This window comes from Actinoplanes sp. CA-142083, assembly GCF_050942195.1.
Classification (GTDB): Bacteria; Actinomycetota; Actinomycetes; order Mycobacteriales; family Micromonosporaceae; genus Actinoplanes.
This window is the reverse complement of the sequence record NZ_CP192076.1, coordinates 9,797,994-9,823,279: the sequence shown is the minus strand read 5'-3', so window position 1 is coordinate 9,823,279 and position 25,286 is coordinate 9,797,994. Positions and strand designations below refer to the sequence as shown.

27 protein-coding genes are annotated in these 25,286 nt (G+C 71.7%); 12 read left to right on the top strand and 15 right to left on the bottom strand.

What is annotated here, in order from left to right; translation table 11 throughout:
- Window positions 1-143: 143 nt before the first annotated feature.
- Complete coding sequence (locus ACQPZX_RS45270) at window positions 144-539, bottom strand: RidA family protein (RefSeq protein ID WP_433370299.1); 396 nt, start codon at window positions 537-539, stop codon at window positions 144-146.
- Between the two features lie 30 nt (window positions 540-569).
- Between ACQPZX_RS45270 and ACQPZX_RS45265 the strand changes: the two genes are divergently transcribed.
- Both ACQPZX_RS45265 and ACQPZX_RS45260 read left to right on the top strand, forming a co-directional pair.
- Entirely contained in the window at window positions 570-1,298 is a 729-nt protein-coding gene (locus ACQPZX_RS45265) for a class I SAM-dependent methyltransferase (RefSeq protein WP_433370296.1), read from the top strand.
- 27 nt (window positions 1,299-1,325) lie between these two features.
- On the top strand, window positions 1,326-1,715 hold the full coding sequence (locus ACQPZX_RS45260) for a hypothetical protein (RefSeq protein WP_433370293.1): 390 nt from the start codon (window positions 1,326-1,328) through the stop codon (window positions 1,713-1,715).
- A gap of 15 nt (window positions 1,716-1,730) precedes the next feature.
- On the opposite strand, the gene ACQPZX_RS45255 is transcribed toward ACQPZX_RS45260, so the two are convergent.
- From ACQPZX_RS45255 to ACQPZX_RS45230, 6 genes are all read right to left on the bottom strand, one after another.
- Window positions 1,731-2,438 carry a carbon-nitrogen hydrolase family protein gene (locus ACQPZX_RS45255; RefSeq protein WP_433370290.1) on the bottom strand — a complete coding sequence of 236 codons (708 nt, stop codon included), beginning with the start codon at window positions 2,436-2,438 and terminating at the stop codon, window positions 1,731-1,733.
- Between the two features lie 7 nt (window positions 2,439-2,445).
- Window positions 2,446-3,204 (bottom strand): class I SAM-dependent methyltransferase, encoded by a 759-nt coding sequence (locus tag ACQPZX_RS45250; RefSeq protein ID WP_433370287.1) that lies wholly within the window; start codon window positions 3,202-3,204, stop codon window positions 2,446-2,448.
- Between the two features lie 68 nt (window positions 3,205-3,272).
- Window positions 3,273-3,665 (bottom strand): SRPBCC family protein, encoded by a 393-nt coding sequence (locus ACQPZX_RS45245; protein WP_433370284.1) that lies wholly within the window; start codon window positions 3,663-3,665, stop codon window positions 3,273-3,275.
- Window positions 3,662-3,976, bottom strand: coding sequence for a metalloregulator ArsR/SmtB family transcription factor (locus ACQPZX_RS45240; protein WP_433370281.1), 315 nt, complete (start codon window positions 3,974-3,976; stop codon window positions 3,662-3,664). The genes ACQPZX_RS45245 and ACQPZX_RS45240 overlap by 4 nt, the downstream gene beginning before the upstream one ends.
- 33 nt (window positions 3,977-4,009) lie before the next feature.
- Window positions 4,010-5,032: a MerR family transcriptional regulator gene (locus ACQPZX_RS45235; protein WP_433385886.1), complete on the bottom strand. Its 1,023-nt coding sequence runs from the start codon at window positions 5,030-5,032 to the stop codon at window positions 4,010-4,012.
- Window positions 5,033-5,092: 60 nt separating this feature from the next.
- Complete coding sequence (locus tag ACQPZX_RS45230; RefSeq protein ID WP_433370278.1) at window positions 5,093-5,689, bottom strand: LysE/ArgO family amino acid transporter; 597 nt, start codon at window positions 5,687-5,689, stop codon at window positions 5,093-5,095.
- A 77-nt stretch (window positions 5,690-5,766) separates the two neighbouring features.
- Here ACQPZX_RS45230 and ACQPZX_RS45225 point away from each other — a divergent pair, with 77 nt between their 5' ends.
- On the top strand, window positions 5,767-6,570 hold the full coding sequence (locus ACQPZX_RS45225; RefSeq protein ID WP_433385883.1) for a LysR family transcriptional regulator ArgP: 804 nt from the start codon (window positions 5,767-5,769) through the stop codon (window positions 6,568-6,570).
- Here ACQPZX_RS45225 and dapD read toward each other — a convergent pair.
- A complete protein-coding gene (gene dapD / locus ACQPZX_RS45220; protein ID WP_433385880.1) occupies window positions 6,567-7,499 on the bottom strand; it encodes a 2,3,4,5-tetrahydropyridine-2,6-dicarboxylate N-succinyltransferase in 933 nt (310 codons plus the stop codon). The genes ACQPZX_RS45225 and dapD overlap by 4 nt on opposite strands.
- 89 nt (window positions 7,500-7,588) lie before the next feature.
- Between dapD and dapE the strand changes: the two genes are divergently transcribed.
- Window positions 7,589-8,668 carry a succinyl-diaminopimelate desuccinylase gene (gene dapE, locus ACQPZX_RS45215; protein WP_433370276.1) on the top strand — a complete coding sequence of 360 codons (1,080 nt, stop codon included), beginning with the start codon at window positions 7,589-7,591 and terminating at the stop codon, window positions 8,666-8,668.
- On the opposite strand, the gene ACQPZX_RS45210 is transcribed toward dapE, so the two are convergent.
- A complete protein-coding gene (locus ACQPZX_RS45210) occupies window positions 8,665-8,856 on the bottom strand; it encodes a hypothetical protein (protein WP_433370273.1) in 192 nt (63 codons plus the stop codon). The genes dapE and ACQPZX_RS45210 overlap by 4 nt on opposite strands.
- A 189-nt stretch (window positions 8,857-9,045) precedes the next feature.
- Here ACQPZX_RS45210 and ACQPZX_RS45205 point away from each other — a divergent pair, with 189 nt between their 5' ends.
- From ACQPZX_RS45205 to ACQPZX_RS45185, 5 genes are all read left to right on the top strand, one after another.
- Window positions 9,046-9,825: a TIGR00730 family Rossman fold protein gene (locus tag ACQPZX_RS45205; protein ID WP_433370270.1), complete on the top strand. Its 780-nt coding sequence runs from the start codon at window positions 9,046-9,048 to the stop codon at window positions 9,823-9,825.
- 1 nt (window position 9,826) lies between these two features.
- Window positions 9,827-10,369: a TIGR00730 family Rossman fold protein gene (locus ACQPZX_RS45200; RefSeq protein ID WP_433370267.1), complete on the top strand. Its 543-nt coding sequence runs from the start codon at window positions 9,827-9,829 to the stop codon at window positions 10,367-10,369.
- A gap of 300 nt (window positions 10,370-10,669) precedes the next feature.
- Window positions 10,670-11,692, top strand: coding sequence for a LacI family DNA-binding transcriptional regulator (locus tag ACQPZX_RS45195; protein ID WP_433370264.1), 1,023 nt, complete (start codon window positions 10,670-10,672; stop codon window positions 11,690-11,692).
- A gap of 56 nt (window positions 11,693-11,748) precedes the next feature.
- Window positions 11,749-15,510 carry an ATP-dependent helicase gene (locus ACQPZX_RS45190; protein ID WP_433385877.1) on the top strand — a complete coding sequence of 1,254 codons (3,762 nt, stop codon included), beginning with the start codon at window positions 11,749-11,751 and terminating at the stop codon, window positions 15,508-15,510.
- Window positions 15,507-18,935, top strand: coding sequence for a UvrD-helicase domain-containing protein (locus ACQPZX_RS45185; RefSeq protein ID WP_433370261.1), 3,429 nt, complete (start codon window positions 15,507-15,509; stop codon window positions 18,933-18,935). Before ACQPZX_RS45190 ends, ACQPZX_RS45185 begins: the two co-directional genes overlap by 4 nt.
- On the opposite strand, the gene ACQPZX_RS45180 is transcribed toward ACQPZX_RS45185, so the two are convergent.
- Window positions 18,932-19,339: a pilus assembly protein CpaE gene (locus ACQPZX_RS45180; protein ID WP_433370258.1), complete on the bottom strand. Its 408-nt coding sequence runs from the start codon at window positions 19,337-19,339 to the stop codon at window positions 18,932-18,934. The genes ACQPZX_RS45185 and ACQPZX_RS45180 overlap by 4 nt on opposite strands.
- Before the next feature lie 223 nt (window positions 19,340-19,562).
- Between ACQPZX_RS45180 and cspE the strand changes: the two genes are divergently transcribed.
- Window positions 19,563-19,766 (top strand): transcription antiterminator/RNA stability regulator CspE, encoded by a 204-nt coding sequence (gene cspE, locus ACQPZX_RS45175; RefSeq protein WP_030442529.1) that lies wholly within the window; start codon window positions 19,563-19,565, stop codon window positions 19,764-19,766.
- A gap of 85 nt (window positions 19,767-19,851) precedes the next feature.
- Here the strand turns inward: cspE and ACQPZX_RS45170 are convergent, their stop codons facing one another.
- Window positions 19,852-20,565 (bottom strand): lysophospholipid acyltransferase family protein, encoded by a 714-nt coding sequence (locus tag ACQPZX_RS45170; protein ID WP_433370255.1) that lies wholly within the window; start codon window positions 20,563-20,565, stop codon window positions 19,852-19,854.
- A gap of 113 nt (window positions 20,566-20,678) precedes the next feature.
- On the opposite strand from ACQPZX_RS45170, the gene ACQPZX_RS45165 reads away from it, so the two are divergent.
- A complete protein-coding gene (locus tag ACQPZX_RS45165) occupies window positions 20,679-20,882 on the top strand; it encodes a hypothetical protein (protein WP_433370252.1) in 204 nt (67 codons plus the stop codon).
- Window positions 20,883-20,916: 34 nt separating this feature from the next.
- A complete protein-coding gene (locus tag ACQPZX_RS45160) occupies window positions 20,917-21,795 on the top strand; it encodes a hypothetical protein (protein WP_433370250.1) in 879 nt (292 codons plus the stop codon).
- A 219-nt stretch (window positions 21,796-22,014) separates the two neighbouring features.
- Here the strand turns inward: ACQPZX_RS45160 and ACQPZX_RS45155 are convergent, their stop codons facing one another.
- The 4 genes from ACQPZX_RS45155 to ACQPZX_RS45140 are packed head-to-tail and all read right to left on the bottom strand — an operon-like array spanning window position 22,015 to window position 25,163.
- On the bottom strand, window positions 22,015-22,896 hold the full coding sequence (locus ACQPZX_RS45155) for an ABC transporter permease (RefSeq protein WP_433370247.1): 882 nt from the start codon (window positions 22,894-22,896) through the stop codon (window positions 22,015-22,017).
- On the bottom strand, window positions 22,886-23,662 hold the full coding sequence (locus ACQPZX_RS45150) for an ABC transporter ATP-binding protein (RefSeq protein ID WP_433370244.1): 777 nt from the start codon (window positions 23,660-23,662) through the stop codon (window positions 22,886-22,888). The genes ACQPZX_RS45155 and ACQPZX_RS45150 overlap by 11 nt, the downstream gene beginning before the upstream one ends.
- A gap of 11 nt (window positions 23,663-23,673) precedes the next feature.
- The gene (locus ACQPZX_RS45145) at window positions 23,674-24,747 is read right to left on the bottom strand and encodes an ABC transporter substrate-binding protein (protein WP_433370241.1); all 1,074 of its coding nucleotides are present in this window, start codon (window positions 24,745-24,747) and stop codon (window positions 23,674-23,676) included.
- 8 nt (window positions 24,748-24,755) lie between these two features.
- Window positions 24,756-25,163 (bottom strand): RrF2 family transcriptional regulator, encoded by a 408-nt coding sequence (locus tag ACQPZX_RS45140; RefSeq protein WP_433370238.1) that lies wholly within the window; start codon window positions 25,161-25,163, stop codon window positions 24,756-24,758.
- Between the last annotated feature and the right edge of the window lie 123 nt (window positions 25,164-25,286).

Below are 25,286 nucleotides of genomic sequence, written 5' to 3'. Positions count from 1 at the left end.
AACCCCAACGGGGGACGGCAGATCGCAGCGGCAGCGGCGAATCCCGAATGGTCAGACCGGGCGCGCGGGCCGCGGGAAGGACAACGCGCGACGCGGCGCGGCCCGGGCGGAAGGTGCACCCGGTCGGCCTAATCCGTACGCGCCTAAGGAATTGACCGAATCGCCGCGATTGCCTCGATCTCGACCCGGAAGGCGGGGTGGACCAGCCCGCTGACCTGCACGAGCGAGCTCGCCGGCGGCCGCTGCGTGTCCACGAACTCGTCCCGCACCTCGCGGAACGCCGCCAGGTCGGACATGTTGGTGAGGAAGACGGTCAGCTTTACCACGTCGCCCATCGTGGACCCGACCGCTTCGAGCGCGACCTCGATGTTCCGGAACACCTGGCGCGTCTGCTCGGCCGCGTCGTCGTACCCGACGAGCCGCCCCTCGGCGTCGAGCGGCACCTGCCCGGAGATCATCAGCATCGGCCCGGCGAACGAGACGGCATGGCTGTATCCGTTGGCCGGCGGCGACCCCTCGGGCCGGATGTGGTGCTGCATGCGGGGCACCCTACCGCTACGTTGAGGCCCGTGACGCGGGTGTTCGGCGAAGTGGCATCGATGTATGACGACGCCCGGCCGGGCTATCCCGACGACGTACGCGAATCGATCCTCGATCGTCTCGGCGGCCCGCCCGCCGAGGTCGTGGAGCTCGGCGCCGGCACCGGCAAGGCCACCGGCCTGCTGCTGGGCCTCGGCGCGCCGCTCACCGCGATCGAGCCCGACCCGCGGATGGCGGCCGTTCTCCGGGCCAACTTCCCGGGCGCGCGGGTGGAGAACACGACCTTCGAGGAGTGGGCCGCCCCGCCCGGCGGCGTCGGCCTGATCGCGTGCGCGACCGCCTGGCACTGGATGGACCCGGCGACCCGCCACCAGCGCGCCCGCGACGCCCTGCGGCCGGGCGGAGTCTTGGCGATCTTCTATCACCGGTACAACTACGCGGTCCCCGCCCAGTCGGCCGCGATCGACGAGCTCCTGATGCGGATCGACCCGAGCGTGCCCGAGAAGGACGAGCACTGGGCGCTCGACGACGCGGTCACCTCCGGCGTCTGGCGGGACGTCGCCGAGCACCGCTTCCACGACCACCCGGTCTTCGGCAAGGCGCAATACCTGGCGCTGATGCAGACCTTCTCGCCGTTCCGCCGCCACGCCCCCGAGATCCGGAAGGAGATCCTCGACGGCCTGAGCGCCATCCTCGACGACTTCGGCGGCTCGGTGGCCCTCGACCTCCGCACCTCCCTGGTACTCGCGACGCTGTAAGCCCGCGGCGGGCCTACGATGAGGCCCGTGGACCGCGAAGACAAGCTCGCCGGCCGCGAACGTCGCGCCGAGGATCGGGAGAAGCTCCTGGGCGAACGCGAGCTGTCCGCCGACGACCGGGACGCGACGGCCGACCAGCGGGACGTCGACCTGGAGCAGCGGTGCAGCGAGGCCGACATCCGCGACATCCGGGCGGGCGATCGCGAGCGGATCGTCGAGCTGCGTCATCGCGCGGCCGATGCCCGGGATCGGCGAGTCGCCGTCCGGGAGGTCGCGGCCGCGGAACGTGACGCGGTCGCCGACGAGCGGGACCGTCTCGCCGACCTGCGTGACTCGGCGGCCGACCGGCGGGACCGCACCGCCGATCAGCGTGAGATCGATCTGGAGCTGCGCGGCTGGGAAGAGCCGAGCTCCTAGAGACGGGCCGCCCGCCTAGAGGCGGGCCAGGGACGAGGCCACCATCGTGGCCCGCGCGATCTCGCCCGGCGACCGGCCGGCCCGCGCCTCCACCCGGCCGTCCGGCGCCCAGATGCCCGACCGCCCGGCCGTCTCGGCGTACCCGCCGCCGGTCGGCCCGGCGAACGAGGACACCGCCACCCACACGCCGTACTCCTGGTTGACCCGCCGCGCCCGCTCGGCGGCGACGGCCTCCCCGGCCGGCGGGTCGACGACGCCGGCCACGTACGCGTCGATGCCCAGCGCCGCCGTCTCGGCCACGTGCTCGGCGATCCCCGTGTCGCGGCAGATCGCCAGGCCCAGCCGCCAGCCGTCCACCTCGAGCACCTCCGGCGAGGGGCCGGGCAGGAACCGCTCCTCGCTCGAGTGCGGATGCTGCTTGCGGTAGGCCACCCGGGCGCCGTCGCCGTCGATCGCCAGCATCCCGATGTACGGCCCCTCGACCGGCGCGCCCACCAGCGCCACCGTGTCGGTCGCCGCGCACGCCTCGACCAGCGGCGCGAGCCGCGGATCGTCGGGCGCGACCGTCGGCGCCTCCAGCTCATAGCCGGTCAGCGACATCTCGGGGAAGACCACGACCCGGGCCGAGGCCGCGCGCACCGAGGCGGCGTGCCGGGTGGCGTTGGTGGCGACGTCGAGGGCGGTTACTCGGGGCTGACAGACGGCGATGATCAGGGAGCGCATGGGCCGATCATTCCTTCGGGGGGTAGGGGCGGACCGCTTGGACGAGGAAGCGATGGGCGGTCACGACGAGCCCGCCGTGCAACCGGATGAACGAGTCGACGCGGCCGAGCGCGTCCGCGTACTTCTCGGGGCTGAAATCGCGGATCTGCCACGGCAGGTCGCGCAGCCGGCGCACGACCGACTCGACGTCGTCGAAGTGGAGCGTGGGGTGCTCCTCGCGCACGTCGGTCACCTCGAGGCCGGCCGCCTCGAGCCGGGCGGCCGCGATCTCGGCGTTCCACGTCCGCGGGTAGGGCGCGGGCGCGCCGAGCGCGGTGTTGAGCTCGGCGAGATCGTCGCTGCCGACCTGCTGGCTGAGCAGCGACCCCCCAGGGCGCAGCAGCCGGTAGATGTCGGCGGCGGGCAGCCGGCCGTGCCGGCTGAGCACCACGTCGAACTCGTCCTCGCCGCCCGGCAACTCGGTGAGCACCGGCACGCCGAAGGGGCCGAGCCGGTCGCGGGCGACGGGGGTGTTGCGGGCCCAGCTCTCGACGGCGACGGTGTGCGACGGCAGCGGGGCGAGCTCGGCGAGGAGCTCGCCGCTGCCGGTGTCGAGGTCGAGCAGGGAGCCGGTGTGGCGGAGCAGGGCGCGGGCGAGGTCCGGGTACGACCACGACGGCTCCCCGGGACGGCCGTCCAGCCAGGCGAATTCGAGGCCGGTGGCACGCTCGCCGAGGGCGGTCATGGCCGAGTCGACCGGCTCGCCGTACTGCTGCCCGCTGCGCACATGCCGACGTTAGCCACGGCACCTAGGTGTCGGCCTCGGTTGTGACGCGACTCAAGCTCGAAACATGGTTACGGTATGACAACGGCCAGGTGAGCGAGGATGCCCGGCCATCCGTTGCCCATCCCCTCGAGCGCCTGCGAGCCCGGCGCGAAGCCGTCGTGCACCAGGAAGAGCCGGGTGCCGGCGCCCTCCGGCTCGAGCCGCCAGGTGATCGTCGTGTTCAGCACGCCCTCGGCGAAGGTGTAGCTGAGCAGCCGCTCGGGCTCGACCTCGAGCACCTCGCAGGACTGCCGGCCCCACTCGCCCATGTCCATGGTGAAGCGGTGCCCGACGATCGGCTTGATGTCGCCGGGCGCCCACCAGGAGGCGAGCAGGTCGGGCTCGGTGAGCGCCCGCCACACCGCGGCCGGCGGACGGGCGATGAACTGATCGCACTCGATCTTGGTAGAAGCGAAGCTCACGGAGTATCTCCCTCGACGAGGTCGCGCAGCGCGGTGAGGCGCTGCCGCCAGTAGCGCTCGAACGGATGCAGCCAGTCCTGCACGTCGGCCAGCGGCTCGGCGGCCAGGTGGTAGTACCGGTGGCGGCCGCGAGGCTCCTCGGTGACGAGCCGCGCCTGGCGTAGGACGGCCAGATGCTCGGAGATCGAGGGCCGGCTCAGCGAGAAGCGCGCGGCGAGCTCACCCGCGGGGAGCGGCCCGCCGCGCAGGGCCTCGAGCAGTTGACGGCGCACCGGGTTGGCCAGCGCGCCGAAGACGTCCATCTCCGGCATGCCGTCGATAATGCGTCGGAAATCTCCGACACGTCAAGGGCGAACCGGCATCAGGATCGAGAAGCGGGACTCGCCGGGCACGCGCATCGCGAGCGGGTGGATCGGGCCGTCGAGCTCCAGCACGAGCTGCCCGGCCGCGCCCGCGTCCAGCGCCTCCAGCAGGAACTCCCGGTTCACCGCCACGTGCTCCTCCGACCACTCGCTCTCGGTGGCGAGCCGCACGCTTCCATCAAGATCAAGACCAAGGATCACGATCTCGTACGGCGTACCGTCGTGTTCCCGCGGCGTCCCCGGGGCGGCCGCCACCAGTTCGCGAAGGGCCGCGGTGTCGACCGTGGCCCGGACGGTCGGCTCGCGTCCGTGATCCATCAGGCGTCGATAGTCGGGGAAGTCGACCGGCAACGGCTTGCACCCGATCACCGTTCCGCCGGCCTCGGCTCGCACGTCCTGAGCCAGGTCGAGAGTGACGACCCCGTCGAGCGCCAGCAGCTCCTCGACGAACTCCAGCGGCAGCGACAACCGGGCCGGCGGCCCCTCGACGACGGCGGCCACGTCGGCCAGCGCCATCCGGTACCGATCGGTCGCCACCAGCGTGAGCAGGCCGTCGCCGGTCTCGAACAGCACGCCGGGCAGCAGCCCGGCCGGGTCGGCGGCGGCGAAGCGCACCGCGTCGAGGCTCGCGGCGAGAGCAGCGGCGGGCAGCGTGATCCGGGTCATGAGACTTTCCTCCAGGTCGAGCAGGGCGTGGATGCGGAGGAGCTCACGCTTGGCGTCGGCCAGACCGTCCTCGAGTCGTCGGCGATGGCGGTCGAGCCGGTCGCGCACCAGGCCGGGGTCGCCCAGCTCACGGACGGCCGCCGCGATCTCGGCGACCGGCAGGCCGACCCGGCGCAGCCCGGCGATCAGCCGCGCGGCGCGCACCTGCTCGTCGGAATATCGCCGGTAGCCGTTGGCCGGATCCACCTCGGCCGGGACCAGCACGCCCTGGTTGTCGTAGAACCGCAGCGCGCTGACCGCCAGGCCACTGGCCCGGGCCACCTCGCCGATGCCGCGCATTTCTCCTCGCACCCCACTGACCCTGGTGTCTCCACTTGCTGGAGAGTCAAGAGCCGGAACCTAACTCGTCACAAGATTTACTGCCACACCCAGCATGACCAGGGCGATCAGGCCGTCGAGGACGCGCCAGGCGGCGGGCCGGGCCAGCAGCGGGCCGAGCTTGTGCGCGCCGGCGCCGAGCGCGGTGAACCAGACCAGGCTGGCCGCCGCCGCTCCGATGCCGAACAGCCAGCGGTGCGGGTGCTGCTGGGCGATCGAGCCGAGCAGCAGCACGGTGTCGAGGTAGACGTGCGGGTTCAGGTAGGTGAGGGCCAGGCAGGTGAGCAGGGTCGCGCCGAGCGTCGCGGGCGCGCGCTCGGCGGGGTTCAGCTTCGAGGGGCGCATCGCGCGCCGGGCCGCCATGATCGCGTACGCCACCAGGAAGGCCGCCCCGATCCAGCGGATCGCCGTCACCGCGTCGGGACGGGCCGAGACCACCGCGCCCAGGCCGCCGATCCCGGCCAGGATCAACGCCAGGTCGGAGACCGCGCAGACCGCGACGACCGCGAGCACGTGCTCCCGGCGCAGCCCCTGGCGCAGGACGAAGGCGTTCTGCGCCCCGATGGCGACGATCAGGACGGCGGACGCGGCGAAACCGGCGAGCACGGAGGTGAGCACATCATCGAAGCTAAGCGGTGCTCAACCCGTACTCAAACTAAAGATTTTGACGTTGGTTTAGATTCTCTTACGTGGACATGGTGCAGTTGGCGACGTTCCAGGCGGTCGTGGACACCGGAAGCTTCGAGGCGGCGGCGCGGCAGCTGCACGTGACGCCCTCGGCGGTGAGCCAGCGGATCAAGGCGCTGGAGAGCGCGGTCGGGCAGGTGCTGGTGCGCCGGGCGAAACCGTGCGTGGCCACCCCCGCCGGCGAGGCCCTGGTCCGCTTCGCCGGGCAGGTCGAGCTGCTGGAGCGCGAGGCCCTCGCCCAGGCCCGCGACGGCACCCGCGTGTCGATCGTGGTGAACGCGGACTCGCTGGACACGTGGTTCCTGCCGGCGCTGGCGGCCGTGCCCGGGCCCACTTACGAGCTGCACACCGACGACCAGGACTACACGGCCGACCTGCTGCGCTCGGGGACGGCGATGGCCGCGGTGACCGCCGAGCACGTGGCGGTCCAGGGCTGCCGGCTGGAGCGGCTCGGGTCGATGCGCTACCTGCCGGTCGGCCGCGGCGACCTGGACTCGCCGATGATCGTCTACAACCGCAAGGACCGGCTGCAGCACCGATTTCTGGCCTCGCTGCGGCGCCGGACCGAGCCGCCGATCCACTACGTGCCGGCCGCGGCCGCCTTCGTCGAGGCGATCCGGCTGGGCTTGGGCTGGGGGATGGTGCCCTCGCAAACGGCGCTGCCGGGCATCGCCGCCGGGCATTACCGCCAGCTGATTCCGGACAAATACCTCGACGTGCCGCTGTACTGGCAGTACTGGAAGATCGAGTCGACGGTGCTGAAGGACATCACGGCGGCGGTCAAAGCGGCCGCCGCCGCGAATCTCACCTAGTCGTTGGCGTGCAGGGCCGAGTTCAGCTCGATGCCCGTGCCGGTGCGCGGGCGCGCCTCGAGCGTGCCGGTCACCGAGTTCTGCCAGTACAGCAAGTTGTCCTGCCCGCTGAGCTCGCGGGCCTTGACCACGCGGCCGTCCGGCAGGGTGAGCTTCGACCCGGCGGTGATGTAGACGCCGGCCGCGACCACGCAGTCGTCGCCGAGCGAGATGCCGATGCCCGAGTTGGCCCCGATCAGGCTGCGCTCGCCGACGCTGACCCGGTCTTTTCCGCCACCGGAGAGCGTGCCCATGATGGACGAGCCGCCGCCGATGTCCGAGCCGTCGCCCACCACGACACCCTGCGTGATGCGGCCCTCGACCATCGAGACGCCCAGCGTGCCGGCGTTGAAGTTGACGAAGCCCTCGTGCATGACCGTCGTGCCGGTGGCCAGGTGGGCGCCGAGGCGCACCCGGTCGGCGTCGGCGATCCGCACTCCCGCGGGGGTGACGTAGTCGGTCATCCGCGGGAACTTGTCGAGGCCATAGACCTGCAGGTGACGGCCGGCGGCCCGCTCCACCAGGCGAAGCTCGTCGACCTGGTCGGGCAGGCAGGGGCCGGCCGAGGTCCAGGCGACGTTGGCCAGCGCGCCGAAGATGCCGTCGAGGTTGAGGGTGTTGGGTCGCGCCAGGCGGTGGGAGAGCAGGTGGAGCCGCAGGTACGCGTCGGAGGCGTCCTTGATCGGGTCAGCCAGCGACTCGATGACGACGCTCACCTCGACCACCGACAGCCCGGACAGCACGCGCGGACCGGTCAGCCCGGCCGGCAGCACCGGGGGCTCGGCCGGCGCGTCGCCGAGCCCGAGGAAGCCGGTCGGATACCAGGTGTCGAGGACCTGTCCGTCGGCTGTGACGGTGGCGAGGCCGATGCCCCAGGCAGCGGAGGTCAAGAGCGCGGTTTCCACGGCTCGACCCTACTAAACGTGATGAGGATCTTAAGTCCGAGGGTGATTCACCCTAGGCCGGTATGGTGCGGCTTATGGCCAACCCGCTTACCCCGGACGTGCTGGTCGACCCCGTCGTGCTGACCCGCGCTCTGGTCGACATCGAGTCCGTCTCCCGCAACGAGAAGGTGATCGCCGACTGTGTCGAGGAGGTCCTGCGGAAGGCGCCGCATCTGAGTGTGGACCGGCTCGGCAACACGGTGATGGCCCGCACGGATCTGGGACGGGAACAGCGGGTGGTGCTGGCCGGTCACCTCGACACGGTGCCGATCAACAACAACTTCCCCTCGACAGTCGTCGATGACCTCATCTACGGCTGCGGAACGTCCGACATGAAGTCCGGCACCGCGCTCGCCCTGCACCTGGCGGCGACGCTGCCCGACCCGGGCTACGACATCACCTACCTCTTCTATGAGGCGGAGGAGATCGAGTCGCAGTACAACGGGCTCGCGCTGGTCGCCGAGGCGCACCCCGAGTGGCTGCTCGCCGACTTCGCGGTGCTGCTCGAGCCGACGTACGGCGTCGTGGAGGCCGGCTGTCAGGGCACGTTGCGCGCGCTGGTGCGCACCCATGGCCGGCGGGCGCACACCGCCCGCGCCTGGCGCGGGGTCAACGCGATCCACGCGGCCGGCGAGGTGCTGCGGCGACTTCAGGATTATCGTCCCCGCACGGTCACGATCGACGGGTGTACGTATCGGGAAGGGCTCAACGCCGTACGCATCGCCGGTGGTGTCGCCGGCAACGTGGTGCCGGACGAGTGCGTGGTCGAGGTCAACATGCGCTTCGCCCCCGACCGCACCGAGAAGCAGGCGCTGGAGCACGTGCACGAGGTGTTCGAGGGCTTCGAGATCGAGCTCACCGACTCGGCGCCGGGCGCGCTGCCCGGGCTCACCGCGGCGCCGGCCCGCGAGTTCCTGGCCGCGGTCGGCTCGGAGCCGGCGGCCAAGCTGGGCTGGACCGACGTGGCGCGCTTCGCGGCGCTGGGCATCCCGGCGCTCAACTACGGTCCCGGCGATCCCCTGCTCGCCCACGCCCCGGACGAGCACGTCGAGATCGGCAAGATCAGGGACGGTGCGGCGACGCTGCATCGCTGGCTGGCGGCGCCTTCTTTCTAGCCTTGCAAAGCGTGGACCGGGAACCGGCCGATCGCGCGTAGCGCCTGCGGCGGGATCTCCACCGTCTGTTCGGGGTCGCTCGGTGGCCTGGGGGTCTCGGCGCGGGCGATCCGCCGCTCCTCGACCACCAGCCGGATGCGCCGCTGCATGCGGCGCTGTGCCTTCAAACGCTCGTACCTGTTCGTCACGGTGGCTCCCTAAGCCAGGAGCCCGGCCGGGGCCGGGCGCCGTGCTGCCGTGGATTCGTAACTGTACAGACGCTTCAGAGCTACCGTCCGTTGCTTCAACCTGCCAAAAAGGTTCGCCGGTCGCAATCCTCTTACCGAAACCCAACCGGTTATTCACCGGCTACTGACCGTCCGCACTACCTTTGTGGCATGACGGACAGCACCAACGGGCGACGGCGCACGGAGCCGGAGCGTCATCGCGGAGCGGTCACGCTGCGCCGCGAATCCCTCCCCACGAGCACCGCCGACGAGAAACTGCTCGACTCGAGCAACCGGCGGGAGTGGAAGACCAAGGACGCCTGGCGATCGCTGCGCATCCTGTCCGAGTTCGTCGAGGGCTTCGACACGCTCGCCGACCTGCCACCCGCCGTGAGCGTCTTCGGCTCGGCGCGCAGCAAGCCCGACAGCGTCGAGTGCGAGATGGCCGCCGACCTCGGCGCCGCGCTGGCCGAGGCCGGCTACGCGGTGATCACCGGGGGCGGGCCGGGCGTGATGGAGGCGGCCAACCGCGGCGCCACCGAGGCCGGCGGCATGTCCGTCGGGCTCGGCATCGAGCTCCCGTTCGAGCAGGGCCTCAACGACTGGGTCGACGTCGGCATCGACTTCCGCTACTTCTTCGTCCGCAAGACCATGTTCGTCAAGTACGCGCAGGCCTTCGTGGTGCTGCCCGGCGGGTTCGGCACGCTCGACGAGCTGTTTGAGGCGATCACGCTGGTGCAGACGAAGAAGGTCACCCGCTTCCCGGTGATCCTGATGGGCGCGGACTACTGGTCGGGCCTGCTCGACTGGATCAAGCAGACGCTGCTCAAGGACGGCAAGGTGAGCGAGTCCGACCTCGATCTCATCCAGGTCACCGACGACGTGGAAGAGGCCGTGCAGATCATCGTGGACGCCGACGCGGCCCTCGCCGCCACCGACGGGAAGCGGTGACGTGGCGGCCATCTGCGTCTTCTGCGCCTCCTCCAGCACCCTCGAACAGAAGTGGCTCGACCTCGCCACCCACACGGGCGCCGAGCTCGCCGCCCGTGGCCACACGCTCGTCTCCGGCGGCGGCTGCGTCGGCATGATGGGGGCGGTGGCCGCCGGCGCCCGCGCCGGCGGGGCGCACACCCTCGGCGTCATCCCGCAGTCCCTGGTGGACCTCGAGGTCGCCGACCTCAACTCGGACGAGCTGATCGTCACCGACGACATGGGCGCCCGGAAGAACATCATGATCGAGCGATCGGACGCGTTCATCACGCTGCCCGGCGGCCTCGGCACCCTCGACGAGCTCTTCGAGGTGTGGACGACCGCGACGCTCGACCTGCACGCCAAGCCGATCGTGCTGCTCGACCCGGAAGGCTTCTACGACGGGCTGCTGGCCTGGCTCGACCGGCTCGCCGGCACGGCCTTCGTGCGCCCGGCGGCGCTGGCCCGGGTCTCGGTGGCCAAGTCGATCGGCGAGGCCCTCGACCAGATCGAGTCCGCGTCCTGAGGTTCCTGAAGGTGCCACGCCGGGATGAGTGTCACCACACCCATCCCGGCGTGGCCTCGGCCCCGGTAAGCCCGCGGGGTGAAGCCGGGGGCGCGCCAGCAGCACGCTCTCACCGGACGCGCTCGGTGCGCTCGCGCCGGATTCACCCGACGGGGTCGCAACTCGCCGGGGCACGTTTGGTGTCGTTCGGCTGCTCAATCGGTCTAAATCGACCCTGGCCCCCGTTCGGGTGACCGTCAAGACATGTCGATCGGTAATCGCCTGATTACTCGCGCGACTCGATATGGGACACTGCGTCTCATGCCGCCGCAACGGGCGACCCTTCTTCAGGTCGCACAGCGGGCCGGCGTGTCCCGCAGCACGGCTTCCTTCGTCCTGGCCGGACGCCACCAGGACATGAGGATCTCCGAAGACGCGCGCCTTCGGGTCCTCCGGGCGGCCCAGGAGCTGGACTACCGGCCCAACCTGATGGCGCGCAGCCTGCGGACGAAGGTCACCAGGACGATCGCGCTGGTCTCCGACACGATCGCGTCCGACCCGTACGCGGGCCGCGCCATCCACGGGAGCCTGGCCGCCGCCGTCGCCCGGGGGAACCTGCTGTTCATCGGCGAGACCGAGGGCGACCCGGTCGTCGAGGAGAAGCTGATCGCCGACTTCCTCGACCGCCAGGTCGACGCGTTCATCTACGCCAGCATGTTCACCCGGTACGTGACGGTGCCCAAGCAGCTGCGCGGCCGCCCGGTCGTCCTGCTCAACTGCCTGACCCGGGCCGCGCGGCCGGTCCACCACTCGGTCATTCCCGACGAGCTGACCGCCGGTCTGGCCGCGGCCCAGGTGCTGCTCGAGGCCGGCCATCAGCGGGGCATCTACGTGGTCGGCCACCCCGGCCGGGGCGTCTTCGCCTCGCGCGAGCGGCTGGCCGGCATCAAGGAGGGGCTCGGCGAGGCCGGGGCGCGCCTCGCCGGCACGATCGACTGCAGCTGGTGGCCCGACTCGGCGTACGAGGCGGTCAGCCGCGCCCTCGCCGACGGCCTCGACCCGCGGGCGCTGATCTGCCTCAACGACCGGGTGGCGCTGGGGGCGTACCAGGCGCTGCGCGAGGCCGGCGCGGGGATCCCCGACGACGTCTCGGTCATCTCCTTCGACGACTCCGAGCTCGCGGCCTGGCTGCGGCCCCAGCTGACCAGCATCGCGCTGCCGCACTACGAGCTCGGCTGGCAGGCGGTCGAGACGCTGCTCGGCCCGCAGGCGCCGCCCGGCGTGACGCGCCTGCCGATGCCGATCCGCCGCCGGCGCTCGGTCGGCAAGCCGCCCGTCGAATAACGTCGTACCTCCATGGTTTCCTTTATGCCGTGAGCACGCCGGCCTCATCCGCCTCGGTGCGCCGGCCCGTCTACCGTCTGGTCCGGCGCCGCCCCGCCGTGCTGCCCGTCCTGCGCGACGACGAGGTCCAGCGTTACGTGGCCGATCACGTCGACGGCCCGCTGCTGGTGGTCGGCGGCCCCGGCACCGGCAAGACGACGATGCTGGTCGAGTCGGTCGCGGTCCGCATCGCCGAGGGCGTCGACCCCGAGCGCGTCCTGGTCCTGACCTTCGGCCGCCGCGGCGCCGCGGCCCTGCGCGACCGCATCGAGGCGAGGATCGCCGGCGATCGCGGCCGCATCATGCACGAGCCCCTGGTGCGCACCTTCCATGCGTATTCGTATGCGTTGCTGCGCCGCTCGGCCGCCGAGCGCGGCGAGCCGTCCCCGCGCCTGCTCACCGGCCCCGAGCAAGACCTGATCATCCGAGAGCTCCTCGCGGTGGTCAGCGACCCCGACGAGCCCGACGAGATCGGCTGGCCCGAGGCGCTGCGCTCGGCCATCCCCACGAGGGCCTTCGCCCAGCAGCTGCGCGACCTGATGCAGCGGGCCGCCGAGCGCGGCGTCGGCCCCGCCGAGCTGGCCCGCCTGGGCGAGCGCCTGGGCCGCGACGACTGGCCGGCCGCCGCCCGCTTCCTCCGGGAGTACGTCGCGGTCCTGGCCCTCCGCGACGTGACCACCCGCGGCTCCACCGCCTACGACCCCGCCGAGCTGGTCCGCGCCGCGTCCGGCCTGCTGGCCGACGATCCGGCGTTGCTGGCCACCGAGCGCGACCGTTTGGCGTTCGTCTACGTCGACGAGCTGGCCGACACCGACCCCGCCCAGATAGACCTGCTCCACCAGGTCGCCGGCGGCGGCAAGCCGTTGGTCGCCTTCGCCGACCCCGACTCGTCCATCTACGGCTTCCGCGGCGCCGACCCCGGCGCGGTGCCCGCTTTCACGTCGAAGTTCCGCACCGCCTCGGGCGCGGTAGCCGAGACGATCACCCTCCACACCAACTACCGCGCCGCGTCACCCCTGCTGACGGCGACCTCGCGGGTGGCTCGGCACATGCGAGGCCCGATCACGCACCGCCCGATGCACCCACCACCCGACCCGCCCAGCGCCCTTGAGCCGTCACCTCCCGCCGCGCCGACCTCTCGGCCCGACACCGCTGCGAGCGCGCCTGGCCCCGCCGTGCCTGGCCCCGCCGTGCCTGGCGCTGCCGAGCCCGGACCTCCGCCAAGCGCGAGTGGCCCCGCTCAGCCCAGCCCCGCGCCTGTCTCGGCCGGGCTCCCCGAGGGTGCGGTGGTGCGCACCTTCCGGGCATCGACCGCCGAGAGTGCATATGTCGCCCATGCGCTGCGTGAGGCTCATCTGCTGCACGGCGTTCCGTGGTCGCGAATGGCGGTCCTGCTTCGCTCGACGTCGCTGCAACTGCCCTCCTACCAGCGGGCCCTCGCGGCTGCCGGCGTTCCGACCGTGACCCACGCCGAGGACATGCCGCTGCACCTGCAGCCGGCCGTGGCGCCCTTCCTGCTGTTGCTGCGCTGCGCCCTCGACCCGGATTCGCTCAACGAGGAAGCGGCCGTCGCCCTCCTGCACTCCCCGCTCGGCGGGGCCGACCCGCTGGCCGAGCGGCGACTCCGTCAAGGGCTGCGCGCCCTGGCTCTGGCCGCCGGCGACCGCCGGCCCTCCGGCGAGTTGCTGGTCGACGCCGTCCGGGACCCGGCCGGCCTCGATATGGTCGAGCGCCGCTGGGCGGCTCCCGCGCAGCAGGTCGCGCGCCTGATCGCCACCGCCCGTGAGGCCGCCGCCGAGCCCGGTGCGAACGCCGAGCAGGTCCTGTGGACCGTCTGGCGAGCGAGTGGTCTCTCCGACCGTTGGTATGGGATGAGCACCCGCGTCGGGCTCGCCGACGACGCCGACGTGGCCCGGGCCCGGCAGTGGCGCGCCGAGGCTGCCGACCGCGACCTCGACTCGATGGTGGTTCTCTTCGACGCGGCCGCCCGCTTCGTCGACCGGCTGCCTGGCGCCCGCACCGAAGTCTTCCTCGACCACGTCCTGGGCCAGGACCTCCCGGCCGACTCGATCGCGCCCAGCGCCGATCGCGGCGAGGCCGTTCGCCTGCTCACCGCGCACGCCGCCAAGGGCCTGGAGTGGGACGTCGTGGTGCTGGCCGGCGTCCAGGAGGGCATCTGGCCCGACCTGCGCCTGCGCGGCAGCCTCCTCGGCTCCGAACGTCTGGTCGACATCCTGGCCGGCCGCGCCGCCACCGGCGTGGCCGCGGTCGTCGGCGAGACCTCGGCTCTGCTCGACGAGGAGCGCCGCCTCTTCTACGTGGCCGCCACCCGCGCCCGCCGTAAGCTGATCGTCACCGCCGTGGCCTCGGCCGGCGTGGGCGGCGCCGAGGGTGAGGAGCAGCCCAGCCGCTTCCTCACCGAGCTTTCGTTCCCGCTGCCCGGCGACCCCGGCTCCCCGCCGCCACCTCCAGATGTGCCGCCCGACCCCGACGTCCCGCCCGAACCAGACCCATGGGATACCGGCCCGCCCGGCCCAGACGCGGGCACGTCAGACCCGGACAGCGGCGCGGTCGATCGCGATGCCTCGGCCGCGCCGGATAAGTCGAATATGTCCGCTGGTTCGGATGGGTCCGGTTTGTCGGCGGTGCCAGCTGGGGGTGAGCGGGCCGACGAGGGTGGGCCTGACGAGGTCAGACCCGACGCGCTGGTCAGGCGCGATCCGGCCGGACCCGACGGCGGCGTGGCGGCCGGCGGTGCGGAGCCGCGGGCGTTCCCCGAGACGGAGATTCCGGTCGGGCGGGCACCGCGCGCCTTGACGCTGGCGGGCCTGGTGGCCGAGTTGCGTACCGTCGTCGTTGGGCGTGACCAGACGCCGGCCCGGCGGTTTGCCGCCGCCAAGGAGTTGGCCCGGCTTGCCGCCGCGGGGGTTCCGGGGGCTCACCCGGACGAGTGGTGGGGGCTGCGTCCGCTTTCCGACGACCGGCCGCTGGTCGACGAAGGGCAGCCGGTCAAGGTCACCCCGTCCTCGATGGAGAGCGCCCTCCGCTGCAGCCTTCGCTGGCTTCTCGAGCGCCACGGCGGCGCCGCGCCGCCGGGGCCCGCCCAGGGTGTCGGCAACCTTGTGCACGCCGCGGCCATGCTCGCCGAGGACGCCAACGCCGACCGGGAGAAGCTGGTCGAGTATGTGTCGGCCCGGTTCGATGCGATCGAGCTGGCCGCCCGCTGGCTGGCCGGCCCGGAGCAGGAGCGCGCCGAAGGCATGGTCGACAAGCTGTTGCGCTGGCTCGCCGCCAACCCGCGGCGGCTGCTGGCGATCGAGCACGAGTTCACCGTGCGGCTCGAGGACGAGCGGCGGCCCATCCAGCTCACCGGGCGTGTCGACCGGCTCGAGGTGGATGAGGAGGGGCGGCTTGTCGTGATCGATCTGAAGACCGGTAAGACGACTGCCGTCTCCAATGCCGATCTCGAAGAGCATGCGCAGCTGGCCGGCTATCAGGCCGCCGTCGAGGCCGGCGCCTTTGCCGATCACGGCATCGAGAGTGGCGGCGCCGCCCTGGTGCAGCTCGGTCCGGGCAAGGACGCCCGCGAGCAGATGCAGGTTCCGCTGACCGACGCGACCGACCCGCGATGGGCGTACGAGATGGTCCGCCGCACCGCCGAGACCATGGCCGCTGCTACCTTCTCCGCCATTGCCAACAGCCGGTGCCGGGTCTGCCCGGTCCGCACCAGCTGCCCGATCTCCGGCAAGGGACGTCAGGTAGTAGAAGATACGCAGTGACCCAGCCCAGCCTCTTCGCCGACGAACCGGCGGCGCCGCGCCGCCGTGCCGACTCGGGACCGCGCTACACGCCGTCCGAGCTGGCCAGATTGTTGCGCCTGCCGCGGCCGACCGACGAGCAGGAAACGATCATCTCGGCGCCGGTGCAGCCGCTGCTCGTGGTGGCGGGGGCCGGCTCGGGCAAGACCGAGACGATGGCTTCGCGGGTGGTGTGGCTGGTCGCCAACGGGTATGCGCATCCCGACCAGATCCTCGGCCTCACCTTCACCCGGAAGGCGGCCGGCGAGCTCGCCCATCGGGTCCGCACCCGGCTCGGCCAGTTGGTGCGCCGGCTGGGCCGCGACGACGCGCTGGTCGGCGAGGCAACGATTTCGACCTATCACTCGTACGCCGCCCGCGTCGTCACCGAGCACGGCCTGCGCGCCGGCTTCGAGCCGTCCGCCCGTCTGCTCACCGAGGCGGCCCGCTGGCAGATCGTCGATTCGCTCGTCCGGGCGTACACGGGAGAAATGACCGGCCTGAACCGCGCCCCCGGCACGGTGACCGACGATGTGCTCGCGCTCGCCGCCGAGCTGGCCGAGCATCTAGTGACGCCGGACGACCTGGCCGCCTGGACCGGGCGCTTCTTCGCCGAGGTGCAGGAGATGCCGGGCCGGGTCTACAAGGATGTGGCCGACGTGCTGCAGCGGCAGCGGCACCGGCTCACCCTGCTGCCCCTGGTGCGGCTCTACGAGCAGCGCAAGCTCGACCTGGAGGCGATGGACTTCGGGGACCAGATGGCCCGCGCGGCGCTGGTGGCCCGCGACCATCCGGAGGTCGGCGAGATCGAGCGCGGGCGGTTCCGGATCGTCCTGCTCGACGAGTACCAGGACACCAGCCACGCCCAGGTGACGATGCTGAACGCGCTGTTCGGCGGCGGTCACCCGGTGACCGCGGTCGGCGACCCGTGCCAGTCGATCTACGGCTGGCGTGGCGCCTCGGCCGGCACGCTCGACCGCTTCCCGCGCGAGTTCGTCACCCCCGAGGGCGCCGACGCCCCGGTCCGGAGCCTCACCAAGAGCTGGCGCAACCGCCCCGAGATCCTCGAGGTCGCCAACGAGCTGTCCCGCCCGTTGCGCGACTTCGGCGCCCAGGTCGCCACGTTGCAGGCGGCGCCGCGGGTGGCGGCGAGCGTCGGCGGCCGCACGGTTGCTTGTGCGCTGCTCGACACGTACGCGGAAGAGGCCGATTGGATCGCCGACCAGATGCTCGCCGCCTGGCGGATCACGGCCGGCATGCTCGACGCGGCGCCCGAGCAGATCCCGGTGGAGAAGCGCCCGACCAGCGCCGTGCTGGTGCGGGTGCGCAGCCAGATCGCGGTGATCGAGCAGGCGTTGCGCGCCCGGGGGCTGCCGGTCGAGGTGGTCGGCCTGGGCGGCCTGCTGGACACCCCCGAGGTGCGCGACGTGGTGTCGACGCTGCGGGTGCTGGCCGACCCGACCGACGGTGCTTCGCTGCTGCGGCTGCTGACCGGCGCCCGCTGGCGGATCGGCCCGCGTGACCTGGTGGCGCTGCACCGCCGCGCCCGCGGGCTGGCCGCCGCCCGGGCCGAGGTGGTCAGCCGGGCCGACCCGGAGGAGTTCCTGAGCGACCGGCTCGACGACGCCACGCTGATCGAGGCGATGGCCGACCTGGGCGCCCCGCAGCAGTATTCGGCCGAGGGTTACGCCCGGCTACGCGCGTACAGCCGGGAGCTGAGCGCCCTGCGGCAGCGCCTGGACCAGCCGTTGCCCGATCTGGTCGCCGACATCGAGCGCACCACCGGCCTGGATGTCGAGGTCGCCGTGCGCGGCTGGCGGGCCGGGGACGCGGGCCTGGCGCGCGGCCACCTGGACGCGCTGGGCGACGTGGCGGCCCGCTATGCGGCCGAGACCGACGGCGGCACGCTGGCCGGCTTCCTGGCTTTCCTGGCCGCTGCCGAGGAGGAGGAACGGGGGCTCGAGCCGGGCCAGGTCGACGTCGTGGAGGGCGCGGTGCAGATCCTGACCGCGCACGCCGCCAAGGGCCTGGAGTGGGACGTCGTGTCGGTGGCCGGGCTGAGCCGGGGCGTCTGGCCGGGCCAGGTGCGCGCCACCGACCACTATCTGATGGGCATCGGCGTGCTGCCGTTCCCGCTGCGTGGCGACGCCGAGGGGCTGCCCCGGCTCGACCTTTCCGAGGCGGTCGACCAGAAGGGCGTGCTGGCGGCGGTCACCGCCTTCGGCCGGGCCTGGCGGGAGCATGACGAGAGAGAAGAGCGGCGTCTCGCGTACGTGGCGGTGACGCGTCCCCGCCGCTTGCTGCTGTGTTCCGGTTACTGGTGGGGCGACGGCGTGAAGCGGCCGCGGGGCCCGTCGGTCTTCCTCGACGAGATCCGCGCGACCTGTGCGACCGGCTCGGGCGTGGTGGACCGCTGGGCGCCGGAGCCGGCCGCCGACGCGTCCAACCCGTCCGGCGAGGAAGTGCAGTCGCTGGAGTGGCCGCTCGACCCGCTGGGCCGCCGCCGCCCGGCGATGACCGCCGCGGCCGACCTGATCCGCCGCATGATCGCCCGTCCGGAGGCGTCGGCCGCCGAGGCGTTCGCCGAGCTGGCGGCCCACGAGCCGGAGATCGCCGCGCGGGCGGGCTTCGCGGCCGACCTGGTCGGCCTGCCGACCCTGGACGAGGCGGCGGTGGCCGAGGCGGCCGGCGTCGAGGCGGCGGCCGCCTCCGACGCCGACATCGCCCGGTGGCGGCGCGAGGCCGATCTGCTGCTGGCCGAGCGCGAGGAGCGCTCCCGCCGGGACGGCCCGATCGAGGTGGCGCTGCCCGGCCACCTCTCCGTATCGCAGCTGGTCGTGTTGCGCCGCGACCCGCAGGGGCTGGCCCGCTCGCTGCGCCGGCCGCTGCCGCAGCGCCCCGCGCCGTACGCCCGTCGCGGCACCGCCTTCCACGCCTGGCTGGAGCAGCGCTTCGGCTCGGCGCGCCTGATCGACATCGACGAGCTGCCGGGCGCGGCCGACGACGACGCGGCCGCCGACGAGGAGCTGGCGGCCCTGCAGGAGGCGTTCCTGACCGGCGAGTGGGCCGAGCGCACCCCGATCGAGGTGGAGGTGCCGTTCGCGACCCCCGTGGCCGGTGTGGTGGTGCGGGGCCGGATGGACGCCGTCTTCGCCGAGTCGGGCAACCGCTACGACGTGATCGACTGGAAGACCGGCCGCCGCCCGTCCGGCCCCGAGGCGGAGGCGGCGGCGGTCCAGCTGGCCGCCTACCGGGTCGCCTGGGCCTCGCTGGCGGGTGTGCCGGTGAACCGGGTGCGCGCCGGCTTCCACTACGTGCGGGAGCAGGTCACGGTCCGGCCCGCCGACCTGCTGGACGCCGACGCTCTCGCGGCTCTCGTGGCCGAGGTGCCCGAATCGGGGGATTAGGCCGTGGCCGCCGCCAGCAGGTGGAGCAGCGCGGAGGCGTACGCGTGCTCGGCGCTCTGTCCCTCGAACTGCCGTTCCTCGCCCAGCAGAGCGATGGTCACCTCGAAGCCCGCGGTATCGCGGCGAAGGCCGCGGAAGGTTCCGCCGAGCAGTTCCCGCAGCTGGTCCTCGCGGGGCAGCCAGACGGTCTCCTCGATCTCCACGTCGTCCAGTGCCCACTCGGTGGTGCCGTTGAAGCCGATCACGCGCCCCTCGGGCACCGTGTGCACCTCGATGGTCATGTTGCTGAGGACGAACACTTCATCGTCGAGATCGCGGTCGGGAATGGCGAATCGATCGCCGAGCGCGGGCTTCCATACCAGCCCCGCCTCCCTGAGCTGCCGTGCCAGTTGTACGCCGATCACCGCTGAGCCTCCATACCCGTGCTACGCTCCGACCGTTGTTCGTTTGGTTCCCAAGTACTTAGGAGCGCCTGTGGGGAAGTCTGCCCCAGGCGCTCTTTGTCGTAACCCGGGTTTCTCCGGTTCGGGCGATCAGTACGGCGACACGAGACTCGGGGAATCCGGGTCTTACCACCTCGTTCCCGTCCATAATGGTCGGGAGCGATCGACCGTCGAGGAGACGATCATGGTTACCGGCGTTGTGAAGTGGTTCAACGCGGACAAGGGCTTCGGGTTCATCACCCCCGACGACGGCGGTGCCGACGTCTTCGCCCACTTCTCCGCGATCCAGATGTCGGGCTACCGCAGCCTGGAAGAGAACCAGCGGGTCGAGTTCGAGGTCACGCAGGGCCAGAAGGGCCCGCAGGCCGCGAACATCCGCGCTGTCTGATCTTCCAGTAGTCAGCGGTTTCAACAAAGGCGGCGCCGCACTCCTCGCCCGAGGGGTGCGGCGCCGTTCGCCTTCGTTTCGAAGATCAGACGGCTGCTGCCTCCGGCAGCGGCGCCGTGCCGCCGAGGTGAGCGGGAAGCCACCAGCGGTCGGCGTCGCCTGCGGGCTTTTCCGGGTACGCCTTCTGCACGGCGTCCAGCAGGCCGCTGAGCCGCTCCTTCAGCAGTGTGGTCAGCGCGTCCGGTGAGACGCCCTTGGGCATCTCGATCGCCTCGCCCACCTTGATCAGCACCGGCACGTGCCGCTTGGTCAGCTCTTTCTTGTGACCCTTGGTCCACAGCCGGTGCGGGCCCCAGACGACCATCGGGATCAGCGGCACCTTGGCCGTGCGGGCCAGCCGGACCGCGCCCGATTTCAGCTCCTTCACCGTGAACGACTCGCTGATCGTCGCCTCCGGGAACACGCCGACCACCTCGCCGCCCTTGAGCGCGTTGGTGGCCTCGCGGAACGACGCGGCGCCCGCGTCCCGATCGACCGGAATGTGCCGCATGCCGCGCATCAGCGGGCCGCTGACCTTGTGGTCGAAGACCGACTTTTTCGCCATGAACCGGACCAGCCGCTTGGCCGGCTGGGCGGCCAGGCCGCAGAAGATGAAGTCGAGATAGCTCACATGGTTGCTCGCGAGGACCGCACCGCCCTCGGCGGGGATGTGCTCGGCGCCGTCGACCTGGATCTTCAGGTCGAGCGCGCGGAACATCGTCTTGGCGAAGGCGATGACCGGGGGATACACGAGTTCCATGGAGAGACGGTAGCCGACCTTTCTGAAGATCGGCTGGATCGGGGTGCAACCGTTGGGCCTCCGGCTGCGTCTTACCCTGTGACGCTTCTGTTCGCCGGCCCGGGAGGAATCGCATGCGCAGCACGCCCGCCCGCCGTGAGCTGGCGTTCGTGCTCGCCGTGGCCGGCGCCGGCCTGGCCCTCGTGCTGGTGGTCGTGTTCGCGCCGTGGTACCCGGCCGCCCCACCCGTCGGCACCGCCGAGGTCACGTCGGTCGGCGATCACATCGCACGCCTGGTCGGCGCCGAGCGGGACGGTGGCGCCGCCCTGACGCCGTGACGCGCTCTCAGGTGCGTGGTGTTCACTGGGATTCATGTCTGAGCCGACCCCGGAGACGTTCGCCTGGCAGCGCCCGGGCGACCGGTTCGCGTCGGGCATGGTGACCGCGCCGGGAGCGCCCCCGGTCGCGCCGCCACCCGCCCCGCCTCCGCGGCCCGACGGCCCGCAGCGCCGCCGCCGGCAGCTTCAGATCTTCGGTGGCATCGCCGGCGGGATCGTCGCGATCGGCCTGGTGATCATCCTGGCGCTGGCCTTCTCGGGCGAGTCCAACCCCTTTCGCGACAAAGCCTCCGCGCCGACCGACGTCCGGCCCCCTTTGGCCCAGGCCTGTCCCGCCCCGACCGAGTCGCCGAGCGCCGCGCCCACCCAGAAGCCGAGCGCCCCGCCACCGGCCACCGGCGCCCGCACGACCGACGAGGAGGCCGGCATCTCGTACAAGGCGTACGGCGCTCCGTGGGTGCCGTGGGGGGAGGTGTGGCGGGCCGGGACGCTCGAGGTGCCGTACAAGGTAGGCCAGCACTTCGTCACCGAGAACTACAACGGCGGCCAGTACCACGCCTCGATCCTGTCGGCCGCCGTCCCCGCCGCCGACAACGACGCCGTGTCCCTCAACCTCGAGTGCGTCGGCCGCCAGGTGGCCGCCGACGTCCGAGCCGAGTACTACCCGCAGCCCAACACGCTGGAGACCATCAGCGACGGCCTCACGACCTTGGGCGGCCGTCCCGCCTACCTGAGCGAGTTCCGCCTCCACTTCAAGGCCCAGGGCCTGACCGCCACCGAGGAGCTCTCCGCCGTCGCAGTAATCGACGTCGGCAAACCCACGGCAGCGGTCCTGTACGTATCCATCCCAGGAACCCACAAACAGTGGGACTACGTAGTAGAGGACGTCATGAAGTCGGTCCGCGTCCTCTGACCCGACCCCCGCCCTTCTGGGGCCGCCCCCGCATCGGTAACGGTCCGCGATCGCCCCGCAAATGAGGAGGCAGCCGGCTTTTCGTCGCCGCGGGGTTTGCGGCGCCGGAAAGTCGCCTGCCTCCTCATTTGCCCCGAAGGGGCGATCGCCCGCGGAGCGAAGCGGAGCCAGCCAGCTCAGGAGTTTGCCCTGAGTGGGGACAACCCAACCTTGCGCTGATCAGCTACCCGTCAAGCCCCAGCGCTTGCGCAGCGCGTTGTCTGCCGCGTTGAAGAGCACGTCGATCAGGATGCCGATCACCAGGACGACGATGATGTAGCAGATCACCAGGCTGGAGTCGGACAAATCACGAGCCTGCTGCATCCGTACGCCGATGGAAAGCGCACCCGGCACGATCACCAGCAACTCGCCCGCCATCAGGCTGCGCCACGAGAACGCCCAGCCCTGCTTGAGCCCGGAGATGAACGACGGCAGCGACGCCGGCAGGATCAGGTGCCGGTATTTCGCCAGGCCCTTCATGCCCAGCACCTGACCCACCCGCAGCCAGGTGCGCGGCACGTAGTCGATGCCGCTGATCAGGCCGTTCGCCACCGAGGGCGCGGCGCCGATGATGACCACGAACATGATCGCGCTCTCGCTGATCTGGAAGAGCAGGATGGCCAGCGGGAACCACATGATCGACGGCATCGTCTGGAGGCCGGTGATCAGCGAGCCGATCGCGGCCCGCAGCGGTGCGAAGCGGGAGACCGCCGCGCCGACGATCGTGCCGATCAGCACGGCCAGGGCGAATCCGGTCAGCGCCCGGGTCAGCGTGAGGCGCACGCCGTCCCAGAAGTCGCCGGTGGTGATCACGTCTTTCAGGTCGGTGAAGACCGTCTGCGGGCCCGGCAGCACGTACTCGGGCTTCCACCCGGACCAGACCACGACCTGCCAGATGAGCAGCACGATCGCGATGGCCAGCAGCTTGGGCCAGGCGCTCTTCCAGACCCGTACGCCGATCGTGCCTTTGTCGCTCTTGGCCGCGAGCTCGAGGTTGTCGAGGCCGCTGACCTCGGCGGACTCGGCGGTACCGGTCTCGACAGGGGCAGTGTCAGTTGGCATGGCGGGCCACCTCCGCGCGGAGCCGGTCGGTGATCTCGGCGGCCTGGCCGGACACCTCGGGGGAGTCGATGCGCCGGGGCCGGGGGTGGGTGACCGGGAAGTCCTCGATCACCCGGCCGGGCCGGCTGCTGAGCAGGACCACGCGGTCGCCGAGTCGTACCGCCTCGCGCACGTTGTGGGTCACGAACAGGACAGTGAGCTCCTGCTCGCGCCAGATACGTTCGAGCTCGTCGTGCAGGATGTCGCGGGTCATCGCGTCGAGCGCGCCGAACGGCTCGTCCATCAGCAGGATGTCGGCGTTCTGCGCCAGCGCGCGGGCGAGTGCCACCCGCTGGCGCATGCCGCCGGAGAGCTCGTGCGGCCGCTTGGCGCCGAAGCCGCGGAGCCGCACGATCTCGAGCAGCTCCTCGGCGCGCTTGCGGCGCTCGGCCCGGCCCACGCCCTGCAGTCGCAGCGCCAGCTCGACGTTGCCGGCGACCGAGAGCCAGGGGAAGAGGGCGGCCTCCTGGAACATCAGCGACACTTTCCGCCCGCCGATGTCCAGGGTGCCGCCGCTGATCTTGTCGAGGCCGGCGACCAGCGAGAGCAGCGTGCTCTTGCCGCAGCCGGAGGCGCCCAGCAGGCAGACGAACTCGCCCTGCCGGACCGTCAGCGAGACGCGGTCGAGCGCCAGCAGCGCGTTGGCGCCCGACCCGTACTGCTTGGAGACGTTCTCGAGCTGGACGACCGCATCGGTACGGACGTCAGTGTGTTCCAGGAGGCTCATCTTCTCGCCTTTCAGGCAGCCGCGGCGTCGCTTACCTCGGGCTGACCGGCCGCCTTGAGCAGCTCGTTCAGCGGGCCGAGGTCGTAGATGCCCTTGAGGTCGACCGGCTTGAGCAGGCCGACGTCCTGGGCGTGCTGAGCGCTGGTGAACAGGGAGGAGGCGATCGGGTCGGCGGTGAAGCTGAGGTTCTTGAAGGCCGCGGCGAGGATGTTGTCCTTGAGCGGCTTGCCGGAGAGCGCCTCGAGCTGGGCGTTGGCCGCCTTCTCGGCGCCGGGCTCGTCGGTCTTGATGTAGTCGAGCGCCTTGAGGTGGCCCTGGATCAGCTTCTTGAGCGTGCCCGGGTACTTCTTCAGGAACTCCTGCGAGACGATCAGGTGGGTGGTGACGAACTGGCCGCCCGGCCACAGGTCCTTCTCGTTGACCAGCACCTTGCCGCCCGACTCGAGCTGCAGCCGGCTGTAGTAGGGCTCGGGCACCCAGGCGCCGTCGATCGCGCCCTGGGTGAAGGCCTGCAGCGCGGTGGCGTTGTCCTGCGGGAGGATCGACACGTCGCCGCCGCCCTGGGCGTCGGCGTTGAGGCCGTTCTGCTTGAGGTACGCGCGTAGCGCGACGTCCTGCGTGTTGCCCAGCTGCGGGGTGGCGATCTTCTTGCCCTTGAGGTCGGCCGCGGTGTTGATGCCGGGCTTGACCACCAGGCCGGCGCCGGCCGAGGTGCTGCCCGCGACGATCTTCAGGGCGCTGCCCTTGGACTGCGACCAGCCGTTGATCGCCGGGTTCGGGCCGATGTAGGTGGCGTCGATCGCGCCGGAGAGCAGCGCCTCGATCGCGGCCGGGCCGGCGTTGAAGGTCTTGGAGTCGAGCTTGGTGCTGCCCAGGGATTCCTGGAAGAAGCCCTTGTTCACCCCGATCAACGCGGGCGCGTGGGTGATGTTGGGGAAGTACCCGAGCCGGATCGCCGACGCCTCGGCGGTGCCGCCGGAGGCCGAGGCGGCGTCCTTGTCGTCGTCACCGCAGGCGGTGAGGGCGGTCGCGGTGAGAAGGGCGGTGGCGGCGAGGGCAAGCGCACGTACGGTGCGGGAGCTCATGCTCACTCCTAGTTCTTGGTGATCGGGGAGAGTTCGGCAAGGGTCTTGTGGTCGACGACGCCCTCGATGGCCTCCTCGACGGCGACCCACACGTCGCGCAGCCCGGTGGCGGCGCCGTGGTAGGTCGTGGTGGCGGTGGGGAGTCCCCGGACCGTGGTCAGCGCGCCGCCGACGGCCCGCACGACGTCGCCCACGGTGATCTCCCCGGCGGGGCGGGCGAGGGCGTACCCGCCGTCGACGCCGCGGTGGCTGTGCAGGAGCCCGGCGCGGCGCAGGTCGAGCAGGATGCCCTGCAGAAAGCTGAGCGGGATGTCCTGGGCCGCCGCCAATCCGGCTGCCTTGACCAGGCGAGGGTGCTCCGCCGTGATGGCGAGCATGGCTCGTACGGCGTAGTCGGTGCGCGCCGAGACGTACACGATCCGGCCCTCCTCCCGATCCCAAACTCTGCTTTCCCTATCTGATGCATGGGAATAATGGACGAGGTGGGAAAGGTACGTCAAGTGGTGACCTGCCGTGGGGACGGCGAACACGGAGCGCGC

Bases quoted from the DNA above. Each gene is read 5' to 3' on its own strand.
- ACQPZX_RS45235 (WP_433385886.1), bottom strand. From the start codon at position 5,032: ATGCGCGGCATCGGCGAGGTGGCCCGGGCCAGTGGCCTGGCGGTCAGC.
- ACQPZX_RS45225 (WP_433385883.1), top strand. From the start codon at position 5,767: ATGGTGCAGTTGGCGACGTTCCAGGCGGTCGTGGACACCGGAAGCTTC.
- ACQPZX_RS45255 (WP_433370290.1), bottom strand. From the start codon at position 2,438: ATGCGCTCCCTGATCATCGCCGTCTGTCAGCCCCGAGTAACCGCCCTC.
- ACQPZX_RS45145 (WP_433370241.1), bottom strand. From the start codon at position 24,747: ATGAGCTCCCGCACCGTACGTGCGCTTGCCCTCGCCGCCACCGCCCTT.
- ACQPZX_RS45240 (WP_433370281.1), bottom strand. From the start codon at position 3,976: ATGCCGGAGATGGACGTCTTCGGCGCGCTGGCCAACCCGGTGCGCCGT.
- cspE (WP_030442529.1), top strand. From the start codon at position 19,563: ATGGTTACCGGCGTTGTGAAGTGGTTCAACGCGGACAAGGGCTTCGGG.
- ACQPZX_RS45155 (WP_433370247.1), bottom strand. From the start codon at position 22,896: ATGCCAACTGACACTGCCCCTGTCGAGACCGGTACCGCCGAGTCCGCC.
- ACQPZX_RS45160 (WP_433370250.1), top strand. From the start codon at position 20,917: ATGTCTGAGCCGACCCCGGAGACGTTCGCCTGGCAGCGCCCGGGCGAC.
- ACQPZX_RS45270 (WP_433370299.1), bottom strand. From the start codon at position 539: ATGCAGCACCACATCCGGCCCGAGGGGTCGCCGCCGGCCAACGGATAC.
- ACQPZX_RS45205 (WP_433370270.1), top strand. From the start codon at position 9,046: ATGACGGACAGCACCAACGGGCGACGGCGCACGGAGCCGGAGCGTCAT.
- ACQPZX_RS45165 (WP_433370252.1), top strand. From the start codon at position 20,679: ATGCGCAGCACGCCCGCCCGCCGTGAGCTGGCGTTCGTGCTCGCCGTG.
- dapE (WP_433370276.1), top strand. From the start codon at position 7,589: ATGGCCAACCCGCTTACCCCGGACGTGCTGGTCGACCCCGTCGTGCTG.
- ACQPZX_RS45170 (WP_433370255.1), bottom strand. From the start codon at position 20,565: ATGGAACTCGTGTATCCCCCGGTCATCGCCTTCGCCAAGACGATGTTC.
- ACQPZX_RS45150 (WP_433370244.1), bottom strand. From the start codon at position 23,662: ATGAGCCTCCTGGAACACACTGACGTCCGTACCGATGCGGTCGTCCAG.
- ACQPZX_RS45195 (WP_433370264.1), top strand. From the start codon at position 10,670: ATGCCGCCGCAACGGGCGACCCTTCTTCAGGTCGCACAGCGGGCCGGC.